At 69.1% G+C, this 19,236-nt stretch carries 17 protein-coding genes; 12 read left to right on the forward strand and 5 right to left on the reverse strand.

Features of this window, described 5'->3' with window-relative positions; all coding sequences use genetic code 11:
* Positions 1-632, forward strand: a 632-nt coding sequence (locus tag K9U40_RS00715) for an invasion associated locus B family protein (RefSeq protein WP_282888403.1), incomplete at its 5' end; no start/stop codon positions are given.
* A gap of 149 nt (positions 633-781) precedes the next feature.
* Here the strand turns inward: K9U40_RS00715 and hspQ are convergent.
* Positions 782-1,105 carry a heat shock protein HspQ gene (gene hspQ / locus K9U40_RS00720; RefSeq protein WP_282888466.1) on the reverse strand — a complete coding sequence of 108 codons (324 nt, stop codon included), beginning with the start codon at positions 1,103-1,105 and terminating at the stop codon, positions 782-784.
* 267 nt (positions 1,106-1,372) lie between these two features.
* Entirely contained in the window at positions 1,373-2,413 is a 1,041-nt protein-coding gene (locus K9U40_RS00725; protein ID WP_282888404.1) for an HpcH/HpaI aldolase/citrate lyase family protein, read from the reverse strand.
* A 171-nt stretch (positions 2,414-2,584) separates the two neighbouring features.
* Here K9U40_RS00725 and K9U40_RS00730 point away from each other — a divergent pair, with 171 nt between their 5' ends.
* Both K9U40_RS00730 and K9U40_RS00735 read left to right on the forward strand, forming a co-directional pair.
* Positions 2,585-3,385 carry a gamma-glutamylcyclotransferase family protein gene (locus tag K9U40_RS00730; RefSeq protein ID WP_282888405.1) on the forward strand — a complete coding sequence of 267 codons (801 nt, stop codon included), beginning with the start codon at positions 2,585-2,587 and terminating at the stop codon, positions 3,383-3,385.
* Positions 3,386-3,570: 185 nt separating this feature from the next.
* Positions 3,571-4,527 (forward strand): AEC family transporter, encoded by a 957-nt coding sequence (locus K9U40_RS00735; protein ID WP_282888406.1) that lies wholly within the window; start codon positions 3,571-3,573, stop codon positions 4,525-4,527.
* A gap of 11 nt (positions 4,528-4,538) precedes the next feature.
* Here the strand turns inward: K9U40_RS00735 and K9U40_RS00740 are convergent, their stop codons facing one another.
* A complete protein-coding gene (locus tag K9U40_RS00740) occupies positions 4,539-5,777 on the reverse strand; it encodes a UbiH/UbiF family hydroxylase (RefSeq protein WP_282888407.1) in 1,239 nt (412 codons plus the stop codon).
* A 270-nt stretch (positions 5,778-6,047) separates the two neighbouring features.
* On the opposite strand from K9U40_RS00740, the gene K9U40_RS00745 reads away from it, so the two are divergent.
* From K9U40_RS00745 to era, 9 genes are all read left to right on the forward strand, one after another.
* Entirely contained in the window at positions 6,048-6,809 is a 762-nt protein-coding gene (locus K9U40_RS00745) for a TerC family protein (RefSeq protein ID WP_282888408.1), read from the forward strand.
* On the forward strand, positions 6,806-7,558 hold the full coding sequence (locus K9U40_RS00750) for an SDR family oxidoreductase (protein WP_282888409.1): 753 nt from the start codon (positions 6,806-6,808) through the stop codon (positions 7,556-7,558). Before K9U40_RS00745 ends, K9U40_RS00750 begins: the two co-directional genes overlap by 4 nt.
* 68 nt (positions 7,559-7,626) lie before the next feature.
* The gene (locus tag K9U40_RS00755) at positions 7,627-8,601 is read left to right on the forward strand and encodes a quinone oxidoreductase family protein (protein ID WP_282888410.1); all 975 of its coding nucleotides are present in this window, start codon (positions 7,627-7,629) and stop codon (positions 8,599-8,601) included.
* A 172-nt stretch (positions 8,602-8,773) separates the two neighbouring features.
* On the forward strand, positions 8,774-11,002 hold the full coding sequence (locus K9U40_RS00760) for a RelA/SpoT family protein (protein ID WP_282888411.1): 2,229 nt from the start codon (positions 8,774-8,776) through the stop codon (positions 11,000-11,002).
* 82 nt (positions 11,003-11,084) lie between these two features.
* The gene (locus K9U40_RS00765; protein WP_282888412.1) at positions 11,085-11,858 is read left to right on the forward strand and encodes a pyridoxine 5'-phosphate synthase; all 774 of its coding nucleotides are present in this window, start codon (positions 11,085-11,087) and stop codon (positions 11,856-11,858) included.
* A complete protein-coding gene (acpS, locus tag K9U40_RS00770) occupies positions 11,855-12,262 on the forward strand; it encodes a holo-ACP synthase (protein WP_282888413.1) in 408 nt (135 codons plus the stop codon). Before K9U40_RS00765 ends, acpS begins: the two co-directional genes overlap by 4 nt.
* Positions 12,263-12,428: 166 nt before the next feature.
* Positions 12,429-13,181: a signal peptidase I gene (lepB, locus tag K9U40_RS00775; RefSeq protein ID WP_282888415.1), complete on the forward strand. Its 753-nt coding sequence runs from the start codon at positions 12,429-12,431 to the stop codon at positions 13,179-13,181.
* Positions 13,151-13,888, forward strand: a complete 738-nt coding sequence (gene rnc / locus K9U40_RS00780; protein WP_282888416.1) for a ribonuclease III — start codon at positions 13,151-13,153, stop codon at positions 13,886-13,888. The genes lepB and rnc overlap by 31 nt, the downstream gene beginning before the upstream one ends.
* A gap of 209 nt (positions 13,889-14,097) precedes the next feature.
* Positions 14,098-15,078 carry a GTPase Era gene (gene era / locus K9U40_RS00785; RefSeq protein WP_414114998.1) on the forward strand — a complete coding sequence of 327 codons (981 nt, stop codon included), beginning with the start codon at positions 14,098-14,100 and terminating at the stop codon, positions 15,076-15,078.
* Between the two features lie 66 nt (positions 15,079-15,144).
* Here era and K9U40_RS00790 read toward each other — a convergent pair whose 3' ends face one another.
* Together K9U40_RS00790 and parC are read right to left on the reverse strand one after the other, a co-directional pair.
* On the reverse strand, positions 15,145-16,956 hold the full coding sequence (locus K9U40_RS00790; RefSeq protein ID WP_282888417.1) for a chloride channel protein: 1,812 nt from the start codon (positions 16,954-16,956) through the stop codon (positions 15,145-15,147).
* Between the two features lie 4 nt (positions 16,957-16,960).
* Positions 16,961-19,198 carry a DNA topoisomerase IV subunit A gene (gene parC, locus K9U40_RS00795; protein WP_282888418.1) on the reverse strand — a complete coding sequence of 746 codons (2,238 nt, stop codon included), beginning with the start codon at positions 19,196-19,198 and terminating at the stop codon, positions 16,961-16,963.
* Positions 19,199-19,236: the final 38 nt, after the last annotated feature.

Below are 19,236 nucleotides of genomic sequence, written 5' to 3' on the forward strand. Positions count from 1 at the left end.
CTGCGGCTCCGGCGGCGCAGGCGCCCGCCGGCGGCGCCCCGCAGGGCCAGACCCAGGGCGAGGCCGACGTGAAGTTCTCCGCTTCCCCGTGGCAGAAGATCTGCCAGGAGATCCCCGAGCGGAAGAAGCAGGTGTGCGTGCTCACCCAGGTGCTCGGCGTCGAGAATCAGGCCATCGCCAAGGTGGATATCGTCGAGATGCAGGACGAGCCCAAGAAGCGCATCAACGTGTCCGTGCCCCTCGGCATGCGCCTCCAGCCCGGCCTGCGCATCACCCTCGACAAGGACCCGGTGAATATCCCCTTCGTGCTGTGCCAGCCCATCCAGGGCGGCGGCGCCACCTGCATCGGCGACCTCGAGGTTGACGGCAGCTTCATCGCCAAGTTCCGCAAGGCCAATGCCGTGTATCTGCAGATGGTGAACGGCACCGGCCGCACCCTCAGCCTTCCCATCTCCACCGCCGATTTCGGCAAGGCCTATGACGGCCCCGGCATGGACGCCAAGGTGGCCATGGAGCAGGAGCGCAAGCGCATGGAAGAAGCCCGCGCGGCGGCCCAGCAGCAGGAAGAGCAGAGCAAGGCGGCCCTCCTGAAGAAGGGCCAGGAGCTCGAGCGCGCCAAGCAGGGCCAGTGATTCCGGCCCGGTGACTGGAGGGCGGTGTGCCGCCTCGGTTCGTGCCGCATCAAAAAGGGGCCGGCGTCATGCCGGCCCCTTTTCTTTTGGCGGAGCTTCTTTTCCGAGGCCGCGCGGACCCGAAGGGGTCCGCGCGTGGCGGCGAGGGCTCAGTTGATGAGGTCGCGCCGCACCCGCCAGCCGCCGGCGCCGTCGTCCGCAAGGGCTTCGTTCACCTTGGGGTGGCGCACCGGCTCGTCGGAGAAGTCGCGCTCCAGGTTCTGCTCGGAGACGTAGGCGACATATTCGCTGTCCGCATTCTCGGCGAGCAGATGGTAGAAGGGCTGGTCCTTGTGCGGACGGATCTCCTCGGGGATGGAGAGCCACCATTCCTCCGTGTTGTCGAACACCGGATCCACGTCGAAGACGACGCCGCGGAACGGGAAGTGCTTGTGGCGCACCACCTCCCCGATCCGGAACTTCGCCTCGCGCATGGTGGAGTGAAACTCCGCCGCCGCGGACGGAAGCAGCGAGGCTCCCGTCCCCTCGGGGGCCACGGCGATTCCCTTGCCTTCCGGCGCGCTGACGCCAGCCGTGGTTTCCGGTACCGGCGCCATGCCGTTGCCATCAGGCGCAGGCGCGCCGGTGGCGGGTTTCGCGCGCGCTTTGTCGTGACTGCCCATGTCCCGCCTCTTCACTGTGCCGTCGCGATCGACATTCCGTTACGGCAATATGCGGCAACGGTTCGTTAATCAATTCTGTCACAGTCCGTAGGTTTTGCCCATTTCCGGATCCTTGGCTGCGACAATGCGGGCAAGGTCGACGATCACCTTGGCCTGCTTCCAGGTGGCATCGTCCTGCATCTTGCCGTCGATCATCACCGCGCCGGCGCCGTCGGGCATGGCTTCTAGGATCTTGAGGGCAAAGGCCACCTCGCCCGGATCGGGGGAGAAGACGCGCTTGGCGATGTCGATCTGGGTGGGGTGCAGCGACCAGGCGCCGACGCAGCCCTGCAGGAAGGCGTTGCGGAACTGGCTCTCGCAGGCGGCGAGGTCGGAGAAGTCGCCGAACGGGCCGTAGAAGGGCTTGATGCCGTTGGCGGCGCAGGCGTCCACCATCTTGCCGACGGTGTAGTGCCACAGGTCCTGCTGGTAGCCTGCGCGCGGCTTGTCACCGTCCGCGTCCGCCAGAACCTTGTAGTCGGGATGGCCGCCGCCGACGCGGGTGGTCTTCATGGCGCGGGAGGCGGCAAGGTCCGCCGGGCCGAGGCTCATGCCGTGCATGCGCGGGGAGGCGCTCGCGATCTCCTCCACGTTCTTCACGCCCTCGGCGGTCTCCAGGATAGCATGGATGAGGATCGGTTTGCCGATGGCGTGCTTCGCCTCCAGCTGGGCGAGCAGCTGGTCGAGATAGTGCACGTCCCAGGCGCCTTCCACCTTGGGTAGCATGATCACGTCCAGCTTGGCGCCGATCTCGCCGACGATCTCCACGATGTCGTCGAGCACCCAGGGGCTGTTGAGGCAGTTGATGCGGGTCCAAAGGCCGGTGGCGCCGAAATCGGTGGCCTTGGCCATCTCGATGAAGCCCCGGCGCGCGGCTTCCTTGGCATCCGAGGGGATGGCGTCCTCGAGGTTGCCGAGCACCACGTCCACCTGCTTCGCGATGTCCGGCACCTTGGCGCGCATCTTTTCGAGATGCGGCGGCACGAAATGGATCATGCGCTCAAGCTGCACCGGCAGCTCGCGATAAGGTGCGGGCGCACCGATGGCGAGCGGCTTGAAGAATTGGCGCGGCAGCTTCATCTCTCCCCCCATGGATCCGGCGGCGGGGCCCTTTGCCCGAGGCCGCCAACCTGTTGAATGCAATGCAGCATAGGTGGCCGGCCGGTGCAACACGACTTGGGAACAGGGGTATCCGGCAGCCGGCATGAAGAGGCGGGCCGTTCTCGAAGCGTTGCGCTCTCCCGGCGGCATGTGCTCTTCGGCCTCGCCGGCCTTGCGGCCGCATCGGGTACGGCGGCAGCGCGCGACTTCTGGGGCGAGAGCCTGCCAGAGCAGCCATCGGACTTCCTGTTCGGCTACGGCACCCTGATCAGCGAGCCGTCGCGCACCGCCACCTCGCGGCGGCGGGTGGCGGCGGTGCCGGCGCGGATATCCGCGCGGTTCGGACTCGTGCGCGCCTTCGTGGCACAGGGGGGCGCGCGGTCCGGGGCGGGCTTCACGGCGCTGGGGTTGCGCCGTCCGCGCGCGGGCGAGGAGCCGTCCTCGATCAACGGCGTGGTCTTTCCCGTGCGCGACGCCGAGGAAATGGCGGCCTTCGACCGGCGCGAAGGCGGCTACCGGCGGCTTGAGGTGGATCCGGCCCATCTGGAGGCCGTGGGTTGGCAGGGGCTGCCGCGGTCGGGCCGCGTCTGGATCTATGTGCCCAGGGGGCGCGCAAGCCCGCCGGAGGAGGGGGTGGCGGAAGACCTTGCCGGGCCCGATGCGGCCTATCCGCTGGTCCAGTCCTATATCGACGTGGTGTTGCAGGGCGCGCTGGCGGAAGGCGCCGCCTTCGCCCGGGAACTGATCGAGACCACCTTCGACTGGAGCGCCTTCTGGCTCGACGATAGGCCCACGCCCCGCCGCCCCTGGGCGGCGACCGAGCAGGCGGGCCAGATCGACCGGCTGCTCTCCACCACCGAGCCGGCGTCCAGCCAGTTCCGCAACCGGCTCTATCCGGAACTCTATGCGGCGCGTCATCTCATGGCCGGCGCGGCGCCGCCGCCCGAATAGCCGCGGCGGGCCGACTTTTCATCGCCGCGGCCGGTGATTAAGGAGGATGCGACCCGCTTCCGGGCGCGTTTCATCCCTCAGGCCGCCCATCCGCATCCCTCCCGAGCCCGCTTCCATGAGACGGCCCCAGGGGCCGTCCATCTGAGGCCGCCCCACACCGAGCCTGCCCCAATGAGCGCGCTGCCATGAGCGACCTGTTCGGCCTCGCCTTTCCCTTCTTCGGGCTGATCTTCCTCGGCTATTTCTGCGGCTGGCGGGTCCGGCTGCCCGAGAGCGGGCTCGCCTGGCTGACCTTCTTCGTCATCTATGTGGCGCTGCCGGCGCTGTTCTATCGCATCGTCGCGCAGACGCCGATCCATGAGCTGGCCAATCCCGCCTTCATCCTCGCGGTGGTCGCATCCACGGCGACAACGGCGCTCATCGCCCTGGCCATCGGCCTGTATTTCCGGCGCGGGCATATGGGCGAGGCAGCCATCGCCGTGACCATCGGCGCCTATGCCAATGTGGGTTACATGGGTCCGGGCCTGACCCTCGCCGCCCTCGGCCAGGCGGCGGCGACCCCCGCGGCCCTCATCTTCGCCTGCGACAGCCTCCTGTTCTTCACCATCGTCCCGCTGCTGATGAGCATGCGCGGCCGGGGGGAAAGCCTTCTCCATACCCTCGGCTTGATTGCGAAACGGGTGCTCACGCACCCCTTCAACATCGCGACCATGCTGGGGGTCGCGGCGGCGGCGCTGGAGTTCCGCGAGCCGGAGCCGCTGTCGCGGATGCTGGATTTCCTGCGCAATGCCGCCGCGCCGTGCGCGCTGTTCGCGCTGGGGGTCACCGTGGCGCTCCGGCCGCTGAAGCGCGTCCCGGTGGAACTGGGGCCGCTTCTGGTGCTGAAGCTGGTGCTACACCCGGCGATCGCGCTGGTGTCGCTCAGCCTGTTCGGGCCGTTCTCGCAGGTCTGGGGCGAGACGCTGCTGCTGATGGCGGCACTGCCGCCGGCGCTGAACGTCTTCGTACTGGCGCGGCAGTATCACGTCTTCATGGAGGAGGCGTCCGCCGCAGTTCTCCTCGGCACCCTGTTCTCGGTGGTGACGGTGACGGGCATGCTCTTTCTGCTGCGCGGGCACCTCATCCCGCTCAGCCTGTTCTGAGCTTCGGTGCCTCAGGCCGCCTTGTCGCCGATGCCGAGCCGCATGAGGGTGCGGCGCAGCGGGCCGACCCGGTCGAGCAGATACAGGCCGAAGCCGCGCACGCTCTGGATCGGCAACAGATCGGACAGCAGCGAGCGGTTGAGCAGGTCCACCGCCCGCATCCGGCCGAACACGTCGCGCTGGCGCGCCGCCGCATAGCGCGACAGAAGGGCCTCGCTGCCCGTGTCCTCGCCCCCCGCGAAGGCGTCCGCCACGAAGGCCACCAGCGCTCCCGCGTCGCGCAGGCCGAGATTGAGCCCCTGCGCGCCGATGGGGGGCATGATGTGGGCCGCCTCGCTGATGAGGGCGATGCGGTCCGCCACCAGGCGCTCGGCCGTCTCCGCCGCCAGCGGGAAGGCGCCGCGCCCGCCCTCCATCTCGAACCGGCCGAGCACGGAGAAGGCCCGCGCCTCCAGATCCCGCGCCAGCGCCATGTCGTCGAGTCCGAGGAGGCGGATCGCCTCCCGCTCGGTCACCACGCAGACGATGGAGGAGCGGTCCCCCGGCAGGGGCACGAGGGTGAAGGGGCCGGTCTCGGTGTGGAACTCGGTGGAGGTGTCCTCGTGCGAGCGGGTGTGGCGCACGGTGGCGGTGAAGGCCACCTGCGGATAGGCGCGGGTGCGCATGGAGATGCCCGCCGCCGCGCGCACCCGCGACTGTCGCCCGTCCGCCCCCACCACGAGGCGCGCGCGAAGCGTGGTGCCATCGGCAAGGTGGAGAGCGAGGGCGTCGGGCGCGACTTCGATGCGCTCCAGCGCGGTGCGGAAAATGGTGAGGTTGGGCTGCTGCATGGCCACGGCGAGGAGGCCGTTGCGCAGGGCGTCGTTCTCGATGTTGTAGCCGAAGGCGGGAAGCCCGATTTCCGATGAGCGGAACGTCACTTCCGGCGCCCGGACGAGGCGTCGGGTGGCATCGGCGATGCGCATGTCGCGCAGGGGCGCGGAGCGGGGTTCGAGGTCGGCCCACAGGCCGAAATCCTCGAGGATGCGCACCGAGCCCTCCAGCAGCGCCGTGGTGCGATGGTCGGCTCCGCGATCCGGTCCGGTCACGAGGGCGGTAGGCACCCCACGCCCCGCGAGACCGAGGGCGGTGGCGAGCCCGGCCGGACCTGCGCCCACCACGATCACCTCGTGCAGGTCACCCTCGTGCAGGTCACCCTGATTAAGGTCGCCCTGATGCGTTCCGTCGTGGTGCATGCCGTCTTGCGCCATCACCGTCTCCCCGCGTCGCCGTATGGTCGGCGCCGCCCGCACACTAGAACCTGCATCGGTTCGAGAAAAGGCCGCCGCTGCCCTGAAGCGCGCCTCGAAATGCCGCGCCCGCAAGGATTTGCCGCTTCATGTGGCTGGATCGCGACACAGCGGCGCGGCGTGTTGCCCCATCGGCACGCGCGCCGCCTTTCGCGCCGCAACCGGCAGCGGACGTCTTGCGATGCGCACGGGTTCAACCATTCTGGCGCAAAATCGGCGCGGGGGAATCGGATGATGGACTGGATTACGTCACCGGAGGCCTGGGCGGCCCTCGTGACGCTGACGGCCATGGAGATCATCCTCGGCATCGACAATGTGGTGTTCATTTCCCTTGTGGTCCAGCGCCTGCCGCCGGCCCAGGCCTTGCGGGCGCGGCAGGTGGGCCTTTCCGCCGCCCTCGGACTGCGCATCGCGCTGCTGTTCGCCCTGTCCTGGCTGATCGGCCTCCAGCAGGACCTGTTCACGGCCTTCGGCCACGCCTTTTCCTGGCGCGACATCATCCTCATCGCCGGCGGCGGCTTTCTCATCGCCAAGGCCACCCACGAGATGCATGGCGCGCTGGAAGGCGAAGACGAGTCGGAGGAGGCGGGCAGCCCTGCCACCTATGTCCAGCGCGCCTTCATGGCCGTGGTGGTGCAGGTGATCCTGCTCGACCTCGTTTTCTCGGTGGACTCGATCCTCACCGCCATCGGCATGGCGGAGCATCTCGCCATCATGGTGATGGCCGTCATCATCGCGGTCTCGATCATGTTCGTGGCCTCCGGCCCGCTCTCGACCTTCATCGCCGCCCATCCCACCACCAAGATGCTGGCGCTGGCCTTCCTCGTGCTCATCGGCGTCACGCTGGTGGCGGACGGCTTCGGGGCGCACATCTCCAAGGGCTATATCTATGCCGCCATGGCGTTCTCGGTGATGGTGGAGATGCTGAACGTCAGCGCCTCCGGCCGGCGGCGGCGGCGGATCGCGGCGCGGCAGGCGGGAGAGGGCCGATGACGGGCAAGGTCCTGATGGTGACGGGCGGCAGCCGGGGCATCGGCGCCGCCTGCGTGCTCAAGGCCGCCCAGGCGGGCTATGGCAGGATTGCGCTCAACTACACCCGCGATGCCGCCGCCGCCGAGGCCACCGCCACCGCCGCGCGCGCCCACGGCGCCGAGGTGGTGGTGATCAAGGGCGACATGGCCGTCGCCGCCGACATCGACCACCTGTTTGCCGAGACCGATGCGCGACTCGGTCCGGTGACCCATCTCGTGAACAATGCGGGCATCACCGGCCGCTCGGGAGCCTTCGCGGAAGCCGATGCCGGGGAGATGGCGCGGGTCATCGACCTCAACGTCACCGGCGCGCTGCTGGTGGCGCAGGCCGCGGTCCGGCGCATGTCCGTGGCGCGCGGGGGCAAGGGCGGCGCCATCGTCAACACCTCCTCCATGGCGGCGACGCTGGGCTCGCCCGGCGAATATGTGTGGTATGCGGCCAGCAAGGGGGCCATCGACAGCTTCACCATCGGGCTCGGCCGCGAGCTGGCGCGGGACGGCATCCGGGTGAATGCGGTGGCGCCGGGCCTCATCGCCACCGACATCCACGATTCGAGCGGCGCGGTGGGGCGCCTCGAACGGCTGGTGCCCACCACGCCTATGGGCCGGGCCGGCACCGCCGGGGAGGTCGCCGACGCTGTGCTCTATCTCCTGTCCGATGCGGCGAGCTACACCACCGGTGCCATCCTGAAGGTCTCCGGCGGGCGCTGAGGGCGCTTGCGGGCGGCGGACGCGGGCCTATGATCCTCGCCTCGCTGAGGGAAAAGGGAACTGGCGTCATGGTCCGTGCGGTTCGGGTGCATCAGACCGGGGGTCCCGAGGTGCTGGTCTACGAGGCGGTCGAGGTGCCGCCCCCCGGACGCGGGGAAGTGCAGATCCGCCATACCGCCATCGGCCTCAACTTCATCGACGTCTATTTCCGCACCGGCCTCTACAAGGCCGCGGGCCTGCCGTTCGTTCCCGGCAACGAGGGCGCGGGCGTGGTGGAGGCCGTGGGGCCGGACGTGAACGACTTCCATCCCGGCGACCGGGTGGCCTATGCCATGGCCATCGGCGCCTATTCGGAAGTGCGCAACGTGCCGGCGGCCGTGCTGCTGCACCTGCCTGCCGCCATCGACGACCAGACCGCCGCCGCCATGATGCTGAAGGGCATGACGGCGCAATATCTCGTGCGCCGCACCCATCACATCAAGCCGGGCGACGTGATTCTGGTGCAGGCGGCGGCCGGCGGCGTGGGCCTCATCCTGTGCCAGTGGGCCAAGCATCTGGGCGCCACCGTCATCGGCACCGTGGGCTCCAAGGACAAGGCGGAGCTGGCGCTCTCCCACGGCTGCGACGAGGTGATTCTCTACCGCGACGAGGATTTCGTGCACCGGGTGAAGGAGATCACCGCCGGCAAGCTGTGCGACGTGGTCTATGACGGCGTGGGGCAGGCGACCTATCCCGCCTCCCTCGACTGCCTGAAGCCGCTGGGCCTGTGGGTGAGCTTCGGCAATGCTTCCGGCGCCATCAAGAATTTCGACCTGCTGCAGCTCTCGCAGAAGGGGTCGCTCTTCGCCACCCGGCCGACGCTCGGCACCTTCGTGGCCAAGCGCCATGACCTGATCGCCACCGCCAACGACCTGTTCGAGGCGGTGCTGACCGGTGCGGTGAAGATCCCCGTCCACCAGACCTATGCGCTGAAGGACGTGCAGAAGGCCCATAGGGACCTGGAATCGCGCAAGACCACGGGCTCGACCCTGCTGTTGCCGTGAGGCGTGTTGGCGCGGCCGGGCAGGAGGTCAAGGCTTCGGCCGGGTGCCGCGTTCAAAAGCGCCACGACCGGCTTGCGCGCGTCCCCCCTGCGCATGATATCTAGATTTCAAACAAGGATGGGGCGGGCGCGCTGAACCTGCCCCGCCGTGCTGCGACGGATCGTTCCCGGCCATGATGCGCCAATACGAACTCGTCGAGCGCGTTCGACGGTATAATCCCAACACCGACGAGGCGCTGCTCGACCGCGCCTATGTCTACGCCATGCGGGCGCACGGCAGCCAGCTGCGCGCGTCGGGCGATCCCTATTTCTCCCATCCCCTCGAAGTCGCGGCCATCCTTACCGATCTCAAGCTCGACGATGCCACCATCGTCGCGGCCCTGCTGCACGACACCATCGAGGACACGAGCGCCACCAAGGCCGAGATCGAGCGTCTGTTCGGCAAGCAGATCGCGACGCTGGTGGAGGGGCTCACCAAGATCAAGAAGCTGGACCTCGTCTCCAAGCAGGCCAAGCAGGCGGAGAACCTGCGCAAGCTGCTGCTCGCCATCGCCGACGACGTGCGGGTGCTGCTGGTGAAGCTCGCCGACCGCCTGCACAACATGCGCACCCTGAAATGGGTGCCGCCGGAGAAACGCGACCGGGTGGCCCAGGAGACGCTGGACATCTACGCGCCGCTCGCCGCCCGCATGGGCATGCAGGACATGCGCGAGGAGTTGGAGGACCTCTCCTTCCGCCAGCTGTCGCCAGAGGCCTACGAGTCCATCGCGGTGCGCGTCTCGGAACTACGGCAGGGCAATGGCCCGCTGGTGCAGGAGATCGAGCGCGAGCTGAAGGACGAGCTTGCGCGGCGCGGCATCACCGCCGAGGTCAAGGGACGCGAGAAGCGACCTTATTCCATCTGGGGCAAGATGGAGCGCAAGGCCATCGGCTTCGAGCAATTGTCGGACCTGTACGGGTTCCGCATCATCGTGTCCTCGGTGGAGGACTGCTACCGGGCGCTGGGCGTGATCCACACCAAGTGGGCCATCGTGCCGGGCCGCTTCAAGGACTACATCTCCACCCCCAAGCCCAACGACTACCGTTCCGTCCACACCACGGTCGTGGGCCCGCGCCGCCAGCGGGTCGAGATGCAGATCCGCACCCGCGACATGGAGGAGATCGCCGAGTACGGCATCGCCGCCCACGCCCTCTACAAGGACGCCTCCGGTGCGCCGGGCGAGATGCTCTCCCACGAGAGCCGCGCCTATGCCTGGCTGCGCAAGACCATCGAGAACCTGTCGCAGGGCCTGTCGCCGGAAGAGTTCCTGGAGCACACCAAGCTCGAGCTGTTCCACGACCAGGTGTTCTGCTTCACTCCCAAGGGCCGGCTGATCGCCTTGCCGCGCAAGGCGACGCCCATCGATTTCGCCTATGCGGTGCACACCGACGTGGGCAACACCGCGGTGGGCTGCAAGATCAATGGGTCCATCGCCCCGCTGGTCTCGGAGCTGAAGAACGGCGACGAGGTGGAGATCATCACCTCCAAGGCGCAGACGCCGCCGGGCGCATGGGAGACCATCGCGGTCACCGGCAAGGCCCGCGCCGCCGTGCGCCGGGCGACGCGGACGGCGGTGCGCGCCCAGTATGCCGGCCTCGGACGCAAGATCGCCGAGCGTGCCTTCGCCAGGGCGGGCAAGGTCTTCTCCGAGGACGCGGTGGCCAAGGCCACGCCGCGCCTCGCCCGCGCTTCGGCCGATGACGTGTTCGCAGCCGTGGGCCGGGGCGAGATCAAGACCGAGGACCTCATCCGCGCCGTCGATCCGGACTGGGTGCCGCCCCGCCCGGACGAGCGGCCCGATCGCCCGACCAACGGCGAAGGCTGGTTCGAGCTGAAGCGCGGCCACAACCTCAAGTTCAAGATCCCGGACGGCGCCAAGAATCGGGAGGGGGCGGATGCGGAGCGGCTGGACGCCATTCCCATCCGCGGCATCAATGGCGAGCTTCCCGTACGCTTCGCGCCGGAGGGCGGGGCGGTGCCGGGCGACCGCATCGTCGGCATTCTCACGCCGGGCGAGGGGATCACCATCTATCCCATCCAGTCGCCGTCCCTGCAGAATTTCGAGGACGCGCCCGAGCGCTGGCTCGACGTGCGCTGGGACGTGGACGAATTGTCGGAGGGCCGGTTTCCCGCCCGCATCACCGTGACGGCCCGCAACGCGCCGGGCTCGCTGGCCCAGGTCGCGAGCGCCATCGGCGATCGCGGCGGCAACATCGACGGCTTGCAGATGCGCGCGCGGTCGGCGGACTTCCACGAAATGGTGATCGACATCGAGGTGTTCGATCTGAGGCATCTAAATACCATCATGGCGGACCTGAAAGCCCGTGACGTGGTTGCGCAGGTGGAGCGGGTGAACGGCTGATCGGCACGTGGGCGGGACGCGATGGCGCTGCCCGTCCCGGCGCGAACCGCCACAAGCCGGAACACGGCAAGGAGCAGGACAGATGGCGGTGCTGAAGCCGGTGCGGCTCGGAGTGAACGTGGATCACGTGGCGACGGTGCGCAATGCGCGCGGCGGTACCCACCCCGACCCCGTGCGCGCCGCCGTCCTCGCCAGCGCTGCGGGCGCCGACGGCATCACCGCTCACCTGCGGGAGGATCGCCGCCACATCCGCGACGCCGACATGGAGCGCCTGAAGGCCGGGATCGACCTGCCGCTCAATTTCGAGATGGCGGCCACCCAGGAGATGGTGGACATCGCCTGCCGTGTCCGCCCCAACGCCTGCTGCCTCGTGCCCGAGCGGCGGGAGGAGCGCACCACCGAAGGCGGGCTCGACGCCGCCGGCCAGCGCCTGGAACTCGCCCCCCGTATCGCGCGGCTCAAGGCGGCGGGCATCCGCGTCTCCCTCTTCATCGCGGCGGATGCGGCGCAGATCGCGGCGGCGGCGGAACTCGGCGCGGACATCGTGGAACTGCACACCGGCGCCTGGTGCGACGCCTCGACCGAGGGCCGCCACGAGGAGGCCGAGGCCGAGTTCGCGCGGCTGAAGGCCGGGGCCCGGCAGGCCGCCACGCTGGGGCTGGAGGTCCATGCGGGCCACGGCCTCGACTATGCCACCGCCGAGCGCATCGCCGCCTTTCCGGAGATCGTGGAGCTGAATATCGGCCATTTCCTCATCGGCGAGGCCATCTTCGTGGGGCTCGACCAGGCCATCGACCGCATGCGGGCGGCCATCGCGGCGGGGCGGGCCGCGATCGGGGATGGCGCCGCGGCATGATCATCGGCATCGGCTCGGATTTCTCGGACGCCCGGCGCATCGCCCGCTCCATCGAGCGGTTCGGCGACCGCTTCCTCGACCGCGTGTTCACCCCCGAGGAGCGCGCCAAGGCGGACCGGCGCAAGCTGCGGGCGGAGACCTACGCCAAGCGCTTCGCCGCCAAGGAGGCCTGCGCCAAGGCGCTCGGCACCGGCTTCAGCCACGGCGTGTTCTGGCGCGACATGGGGGTGGTGAACCTGCCGTCCGGACAGCCGACCCTGGTGCTGACGGGCGGAGCGGCCCGGCGGCTCGCCGAGATGGTGCCGCAGGGCTATGAGCCGCAGATCCACCTCTCCCTGACCGACGAGGGCCCGCTGACGGCGGCCTACGTGGTCATATCGGCGGTGCCCAAATCCGGCGTCTGACGCTGGGAGACGCGCCAGCACGCGCGTTGCCGCGAGCCTGCGAAGCCTCTATAGGGGCCAGCACAGGACCTTGGCCCTGTGGATGCGGACGCTGATGCGGCGCCTCTCCTCAGTTTCGGCGCAGTTTCAACTACCCTGCGCCCCACCCGGGATTTTTGGACAGCAGATGACCGCGACCAGCGACTCCAAGAAGGACGGCGGTTTCCTCGAAACCGTCCGCGTGATCGTCCATGCGCTCCTGATCGCGCTGGTGATCCGGACCTTCCTGTTCCAGCCCTTCAACATCCCGTCGGGGTCCATGAAGGACACGCTTCTGATCGGCGACTATCTGTTCGTCTCCAAATACACCTACGGCTATTCGCGCTTCTCGATCCCGTTCTCGCCCAACCTGTTCTCCGGCCGCATCCTCGGCTCGGAGCCCACCCGCGGCGACGTGGTGGTGTTCAAGCTGCCGCGCGACAACGAGACCGACTACATCAAGCGCGTCATCGGCATGCCGGGCGACAAGATCCAGATGATCGGCGGCCTGCTCCACATCAACGGCGCGCCGGTCAAGCGCGAGCGCCTGCCCGACGTGGCGGAGGACGACGGAACCGGCCGCAAGGTGCCGGTGAAGCGCTGGCGCGAGACCCTGCCGAACGGTGTCACCTACGAGACCCTCGATCTCGTGGACAACGGCTTCTACGACAATACCCCCGTCTACGAGGTGCCTGTGGGCCACTTCTTCATGATGGGAGACAATCGCGACAATTCGGCAGACAGTCGCGTCCTGAGCCAGGTGGGTTACGTTCCCTTCGAGAATCTCATCGGCAAGGCGCAGGTGATCTTCTTCTCTATCGACGAGGGCGCTTCCGCGTGGCAGGTTTGGACGTGGCCTTGGACGGTGCGATGGGATCGGCTGTTCACTCGGGTACATTGAACGGGACGGGCACCGACCTTGCGTCCGTGGAGGAGCGGCTCGGCTACCGCTTCCGCGACCGGTCCGTGCTTGAGCTCGCTCTTTCCCACATCAGCGCCGTGAAGGGCGAGGCCCCGCGCCTGCGGTCCTATCAGCGCATGGAGTTCCTGGGCGACCACGTGCTCGGCTCCGTGGTGTCGCACATGCTCTATGTCGCCTTCCCGGAAGGCGAGGAGGGCGAGCTTTCGCGCCGGCTCGCCGAACTGGTGCGTGAGGAGGCCTGCGCCGAGGTGGCGCAGGACATGAATCTCGGCCCCTTCATCCGTCTCGGCCCGGGCGAGAGCCAGTCGGGCGCCCACAAGCGGCGGGCGATCCTGGCCGACGTGGCGGAAGGCGTGGTCGCGGCGGTGTTCCTCGATGGCGGCTACGAGGCGGCCCACCAGGTGGTGGAGCGCTTCTGGCGCCCCCGCCTGGAAGCGCCGCGCCGGCCCCTGCGGGACGCCAAGACGGTGTTGCAGGAATGGGCACAGGCCCGCGGGCTGCCGCCGCCCTCCTATCGCGAGGTGACCCGTTCCGGCCCGGACCACGCCCCCCGCTTCACGGTGGCTGTGGATCTTCCGGGCCTGCCGTCGGAGCAGGCGGACGGGGCCTCCAAGCAGAATGCGCAGAAGGCGGCAGCCGCCGCTTTCCTCGTCCGTGAGGGCGTGTGGAAAAAGGACGAGACGTGATGGCACCGGCACGGAAGGGTTCCAAGGGCGGCCCGGGCGAGCGCAGCGCGAAGCCGGTACCGGCCGCGCCCGAGCTGCCGCAGGACGTGTTGCCCGAGGATGCGCTGCCGGAGGCTGGCCTTGCCGAGGACCTGCTCGCGGACGACGCGTTGTCCGACGAGGATTTGGGCGACCAGGATTTGGGCGACCAGGATTTGAGCGACCAGGATTTGAGCGACGAGGATTTGGACGACGAGGACGATTTCGACGCGGAGCACGATGCCGCGCCGCGCACCCTCCCGCCCCTTGAAGGGCCGACCCGCTGCGGCTTCGTCGCGCTGCTCGGCGCGCCCAATGCGGGCAAATCCACGCTGACCAATCAGCTGGTGGGCACCAAGGTGTCCATCGTCTCCCACAAGGTGCAGACCACGCGCGCCATCGTGCGCGGCATCGCCCTCGACGGCACCTCCCAGGTGGTGCTGGTGGACACGCCCGGCATTTTCTCGCCCAAGCGCCGGCTGGAGCGCGCCATGGTGACGAGCGCCTGGACCCATGCCGCAGATGCCGACGTGATCGCGCTGCTGGTGGACGCCAAGCGCGGCATGGACGAGGAGATCGAGGCCCTGCTCGCGCCCCTCGCCGAGATCCGGCGGCCCCGCGCGCTGATTCTCAACAAGATCGACATCATCCGCCGCGACACGCTGCTGGCGCTGGCCGCGCAGATCAACGAGAAGCTCCCGTTCGACCGGGTGTTCATGGTCTCCGCCCTGACCGGGGACGGGGTCGCCGACGTGCGCCGCTGGTTCGCCGAGCAGGTGCCGCTCAGCCCCTGGCTCTATCCGGAGGATCAGGTGTCGGATGCGCCCATGCGCATGCTGGCGGCGGAAATCACCCGGGAAAAGATGTTCCTGCGCCTCCACGACGAATTGCCCTACCGCTCCACGGTGGAAACCGAGAGCTGGAAGGAATTGCGCAACGGCTCCGTGCGCATCGAGCAGACCATCTACGTGGAGCGCGAAAGCCAGCGCAAGATCGTGCTCGGCAAGGCGGGGCAGACCATCAAGACCATCTCGTCGGAGGCGCGCGCCGAGATTTCCGAGATCATCGAGCAGCCGGTGCACCTGTTCCTGTTCGTGAAGGTGCGCGAGAGCTGGGCGGATGATCCGGAGCGCTACCGCGAGATGGGCCTCGAATTCCCCAAGGGCGGCTGAGGCGAGCCAAGGGCGGCCGAACCCAACAGCGGCTTCGGCGTGGCGGGGTCGAAAGTGTGGACGGGATCACACCTCCGCGCCGAGGCCCTGCCGCGCCTTGTCCAGCTCCTCGGTATAGCGTCTCAGCACGTGGGCCTCGCCGAGCAGGCCGACGAGGCGGCGGGTGTTGCGGTCGTCCACCACGGCGAGGTCTTCCGCCTGCGCCGCATCGAAGGCGAGTGCCGCCTCCTTCACGTTCATGGCAGGCAGCAGCAGGTCGTCGCGATGGGTGGCGAGCGTCGCGGCCGGTTCGGCGGGGTTATGTTCCGCCGCGTGGGCCTCGGCCACCCGCACCAGCCCGGCATAGGCGCCCGCTCCGTCCACCAGCACCACCATCCGCCGCGCCCCGAGGGGGAAGGCGGCACGCAGGGCGCCGAGGGTGCCGTGCTCGGGGAAGGTGGCCATGTCGGTGCGCATCAGGCGGGCGACGGTCAATTCGCGCATCCAGCCCACGTCCTGCGCGCTGCGGATGCTCTCGCCGCGCAGGTGGAAGCGCCAAGTGGAGAAGGAATAGCCGAACGTCTCCCGCACCGCGAGGGAGGTCACCACCGCCGCCGCCAGCACGTAGCCGGACAGGGCGAGGTCTCGCGTCATCTCCAAAGCGAGGAAGGTCATGGTGAGCGGCCCGCCGATGATGCCCACCGCCAGCGCCCCCATGCCGGCCACCGCGCACACCGCCGGATCGAGCTGTAGCGCCGGCCACAGCACGGCGAAGGCGCCTCCATAGAGCTTGCCCATCAGCGCCCCGAGGAACAGCGAGGCGAAGAACAGGCCGCCCCGGAATCCGGAGCCGATGGACAGGGCGGAGGCCAGGATCTTCAGGCCGAAGACGATCGCCACCGAGAGCACCACCGGGCTTGCCACCTGGAGATGCAGCGCGCCATGGCCGTCGGACAGCACCTGCGGGCTGTAGAGCGCCAGCGCGCCGACGCCGAGACCCGCCACCGCCGGCCGCAGCGGCGCCGGGATGCCGCTTTTCCCGAACAGCATCTCCACGCCGGTGACGAGGCGCATGATCAGGATGGCGACCCCCGCCGCCAGCAGCCCGAGCAGCGCGATGGGCAGGATGTCGAGGGGCTGGAGCACCACGTCGAGCGGGATGTTCAGCGGCTCCACATGCACCCCGAGCAGCCGCGCCACCATCACCGCCGTCACCGTCGCCGCCAGCACCGGGGCGGCGGCGGGGATGGAATAGCTGCCGATGATGATCTCGAAGCCGTAGAAGGCACCGGTGAGCGGCGCGTCGAAGGCGGCGCCGATGCCGGCCGCCGCGCCCGCGCCCACCAGGATGCGCAGGTCGTTGCGCCGCAGGTGGAAGGCCCGGCCGAGGCGGGCTCCGATGCCGGCGCCGATTTGCGAATAGCCCGCCTCCAGCCCCAGCGAGGCGCCGAAGCCGTTGGAGACCACGGTCTGCGCCGAGACGATGATGCTGTCAGTCAGCGACATGCGGCCGCCATGCAGCGCATTCGCCTCGATGGGGTCCACGAAATTGCGCCGGCGCCAGCGCCTGAGGGCCATGGCGATGAGCCCCATGGCCAGCCCCCCCGCCGCCGGCACCAGGACCAGCCAGGGTGACATCAAGGCCGGCGAGGCGCTGAGCCGGTCGCCGGGAGCGAGCTGGAACAGCGCCTCGTGCATCCACTGGGTGGTCAGGCTCATGGCGCTGGCCGCGAGCCCGGCCAGAACCCCCATGGCCGCCGCGATCAGCACCAGCACCACTTCCCGCTCCCGCGCCGACGAGCGGGCGGCGGCCACGAGCCGGCCGAGGGCCGATCCCGGCGCCGTGCCGCCGGCCGGTACTGGACCGGCGGGCGGGGGATCTGCGGGCGGAGCGGGCATCGGCTCAGGAGAAGGTGTTGGAGCGAGGGAAGCCCTTGGGCGGCAGGCGGCCGGCCGAGGCGCGCTCGCCCTGCCATTCCAGAAGCTCGGTCACGGTCCAGGTGCGGCCGGACGTGTCCTCCCAGGTGAGGCCCGAAGCCATGGCGAACACCTTGAGGTCGGACAGCCCGCCCTCCCGGTAGCGCTGGAGGCGCACGCCGCGCCCGCGGGTCATTTCCGGCACCTGGTTGAGCGGGAACAGCAGCAGCTTGCGGTTGTCGCCGACCACCGCCACCCAGTCGCCGTCCACGAAGCGCACCGCCAGCGCCGCGTCCGGCGGATCGGTGACGAGCACCTGCTTGCCCTTGCGGGTGTTGGCGAGGCAGTCGTCCTCCCCCACCACGAAGCCGCGGCCCTGTTTCGAGGCCACCAGCAGCTTGCGCCCGGCCTGGTAGGCGAAGACGGAGACGATCTCCGCCTCCTGCTCCAGGTCGATCATGAGGCGCACCGGCTCACCGTGGCCGCGCCCGCCGGGCAGCTTGGCGGCCTCAAGCGTGTAGAAGCGCCCGTTGGAGGCGAACACCATGAGCTTGGAGGTGGTCTCGGCGAAGAAGGCGTGGCGCAGGCTGTCGTCGCCCTTGAACTGGAGGTTGGAGAGGTCCTGCACGTGGCCCTTCAGGGCGCGGATCCAGCCCTTGTCGGAGACCACGATGGTGACCGGCTCGCGCTCCACCAGCGCCTCGGTGAAGGCGTCCTCGTGCACCACGGGGGCGGCCGCGAAGGTGGTGCGGCGGCGGCCGAGGGCGGTCTCGGGGCCGTAGGTCTTGCGGGTCTCGCGGATCTCCTTGGCGATGTTCTTCCACTGCGCCGCCTCGGAGGCGACCAGCTTGTTCAGGCCGTCCTGCTCCTTGCTCAGGGCGTCGTGCTCCTTGCGGATCTCCATCTCCTCCAGCCGGCGCAGGGAGCGCAGGCGCATGTTGAGGATGGCTTCCGTCTGCACGTCGGTGAGCTCGAACGTGCGCATCAATTCCTGCTTGGGCTCGTCCTCCTCGCGGATGATGCGGATCACCTCGTCGAGGTTGAGATAGGCGACGAGGTAGCCGCCCAGCACCTCCAGCCGGTGCGCGATCTGCTCCAGGCGATAGCGCGAGCGGCGCAGCAGCACGTCGCGGCGGTGGTCGAGCCATTCCCGCAGCGCTTCCGAAAGGGAGAGCACCTTGGGCACCTGACCGCGCACCAGCACGTTCATGTTCAGCGGCACGCGGGCCTCAAGCTCGGTGAGCTTGAACAGGCTCTCCATGAGCACCTCGGCATCCACGGTGCGGGCGCGGGGCTCCAGCACCAGGCGGATGTCCTCGGCGCTCTCGTCGCGCACGTCGGCGAGGAGCGGCAGCTTCTTGTCGGTGAGCAGCTCCGCGATCTTCTCCACCAGCCGGGACTTGGCGACGCCGTAGGGGATCTCGGTGACCACCACCACATAGGTGCCGCGCCCGGTCTCCTCCTTCTCCCAGCGCGCCCGCACGCGGAACGAGCCGCGGCCGGTGGCATAGGCCTCGGCCACGCCCACCGGGTCCTCCACCAGCACGCCGCCGGTGGGGAAGTCGGGGCCGGGGACGAACTGGAGCAGATCGAAGGCCGGCGCCTCGGGGTGGTCGATGAGGTGGAGGGCCGCGTCCAGCAGTTCCGCGGCATTGTGGGGCGGGATGGAGGTGGCCATGCCCACCGCGATGCCCTGCGAGCCGTTGGCGAGCAGGTTGGGGAAGGCCGCCGGCAGCACCACCGGCTCTTCTTCCGAGCCGTCATAGGTGGGGCGGAAGTCCACCGCGTCCTCGTCGATGCCGTCCAGCAGCAGGCGGGCGGTCTCGGTGAGGCGGGCTTCCGTGTATCGCATGGCGGCGGCGTTATCGCCGTCCACGTTGCCGAAATTGCCCTGTCCGTCCACCAGCGGATAGCGCTGGGCGAAATCCTGGGCGAGGCGCACGAGGGCGTCATAGACCGACTGGTCGCCGTGGGGGTGGAACTTGCCGATCACGTCGCCCACCACGCGGGCGGACTTCTTGAAGCCCTGGCCCGGATCCAGCCTGAGCTGGCGCATGGCATGCAGGATGCGCCGGTGGACCGGCTTCAGGCCGTCCCGCGCATCGGGCAGGGCGCGGTGCATGATGGTCGAGAGGGCGTAAGCCAGGTAGCGCTCTTCCAGCGCCTCCTTGAGCGTGACTTTCTCAATGTGCCCGTCGCCGGGCGGAAGTGTGCGCGTGGCCATGCCTGCCAGTACCGCGCGCGCGGGCAAGCGACAAGCCG

This window comes from Xanthobacter autotrophicus (assembly GCF_030015065.1).
GTDB classification, from domain to species: domain Bacteria; phylum Pseudomonadota; class Alphaproteobacteria; order Rhizobiales; family Xanthobacteraceae; genus Xanthobacter; species Xanthobacter autotrophicus_D.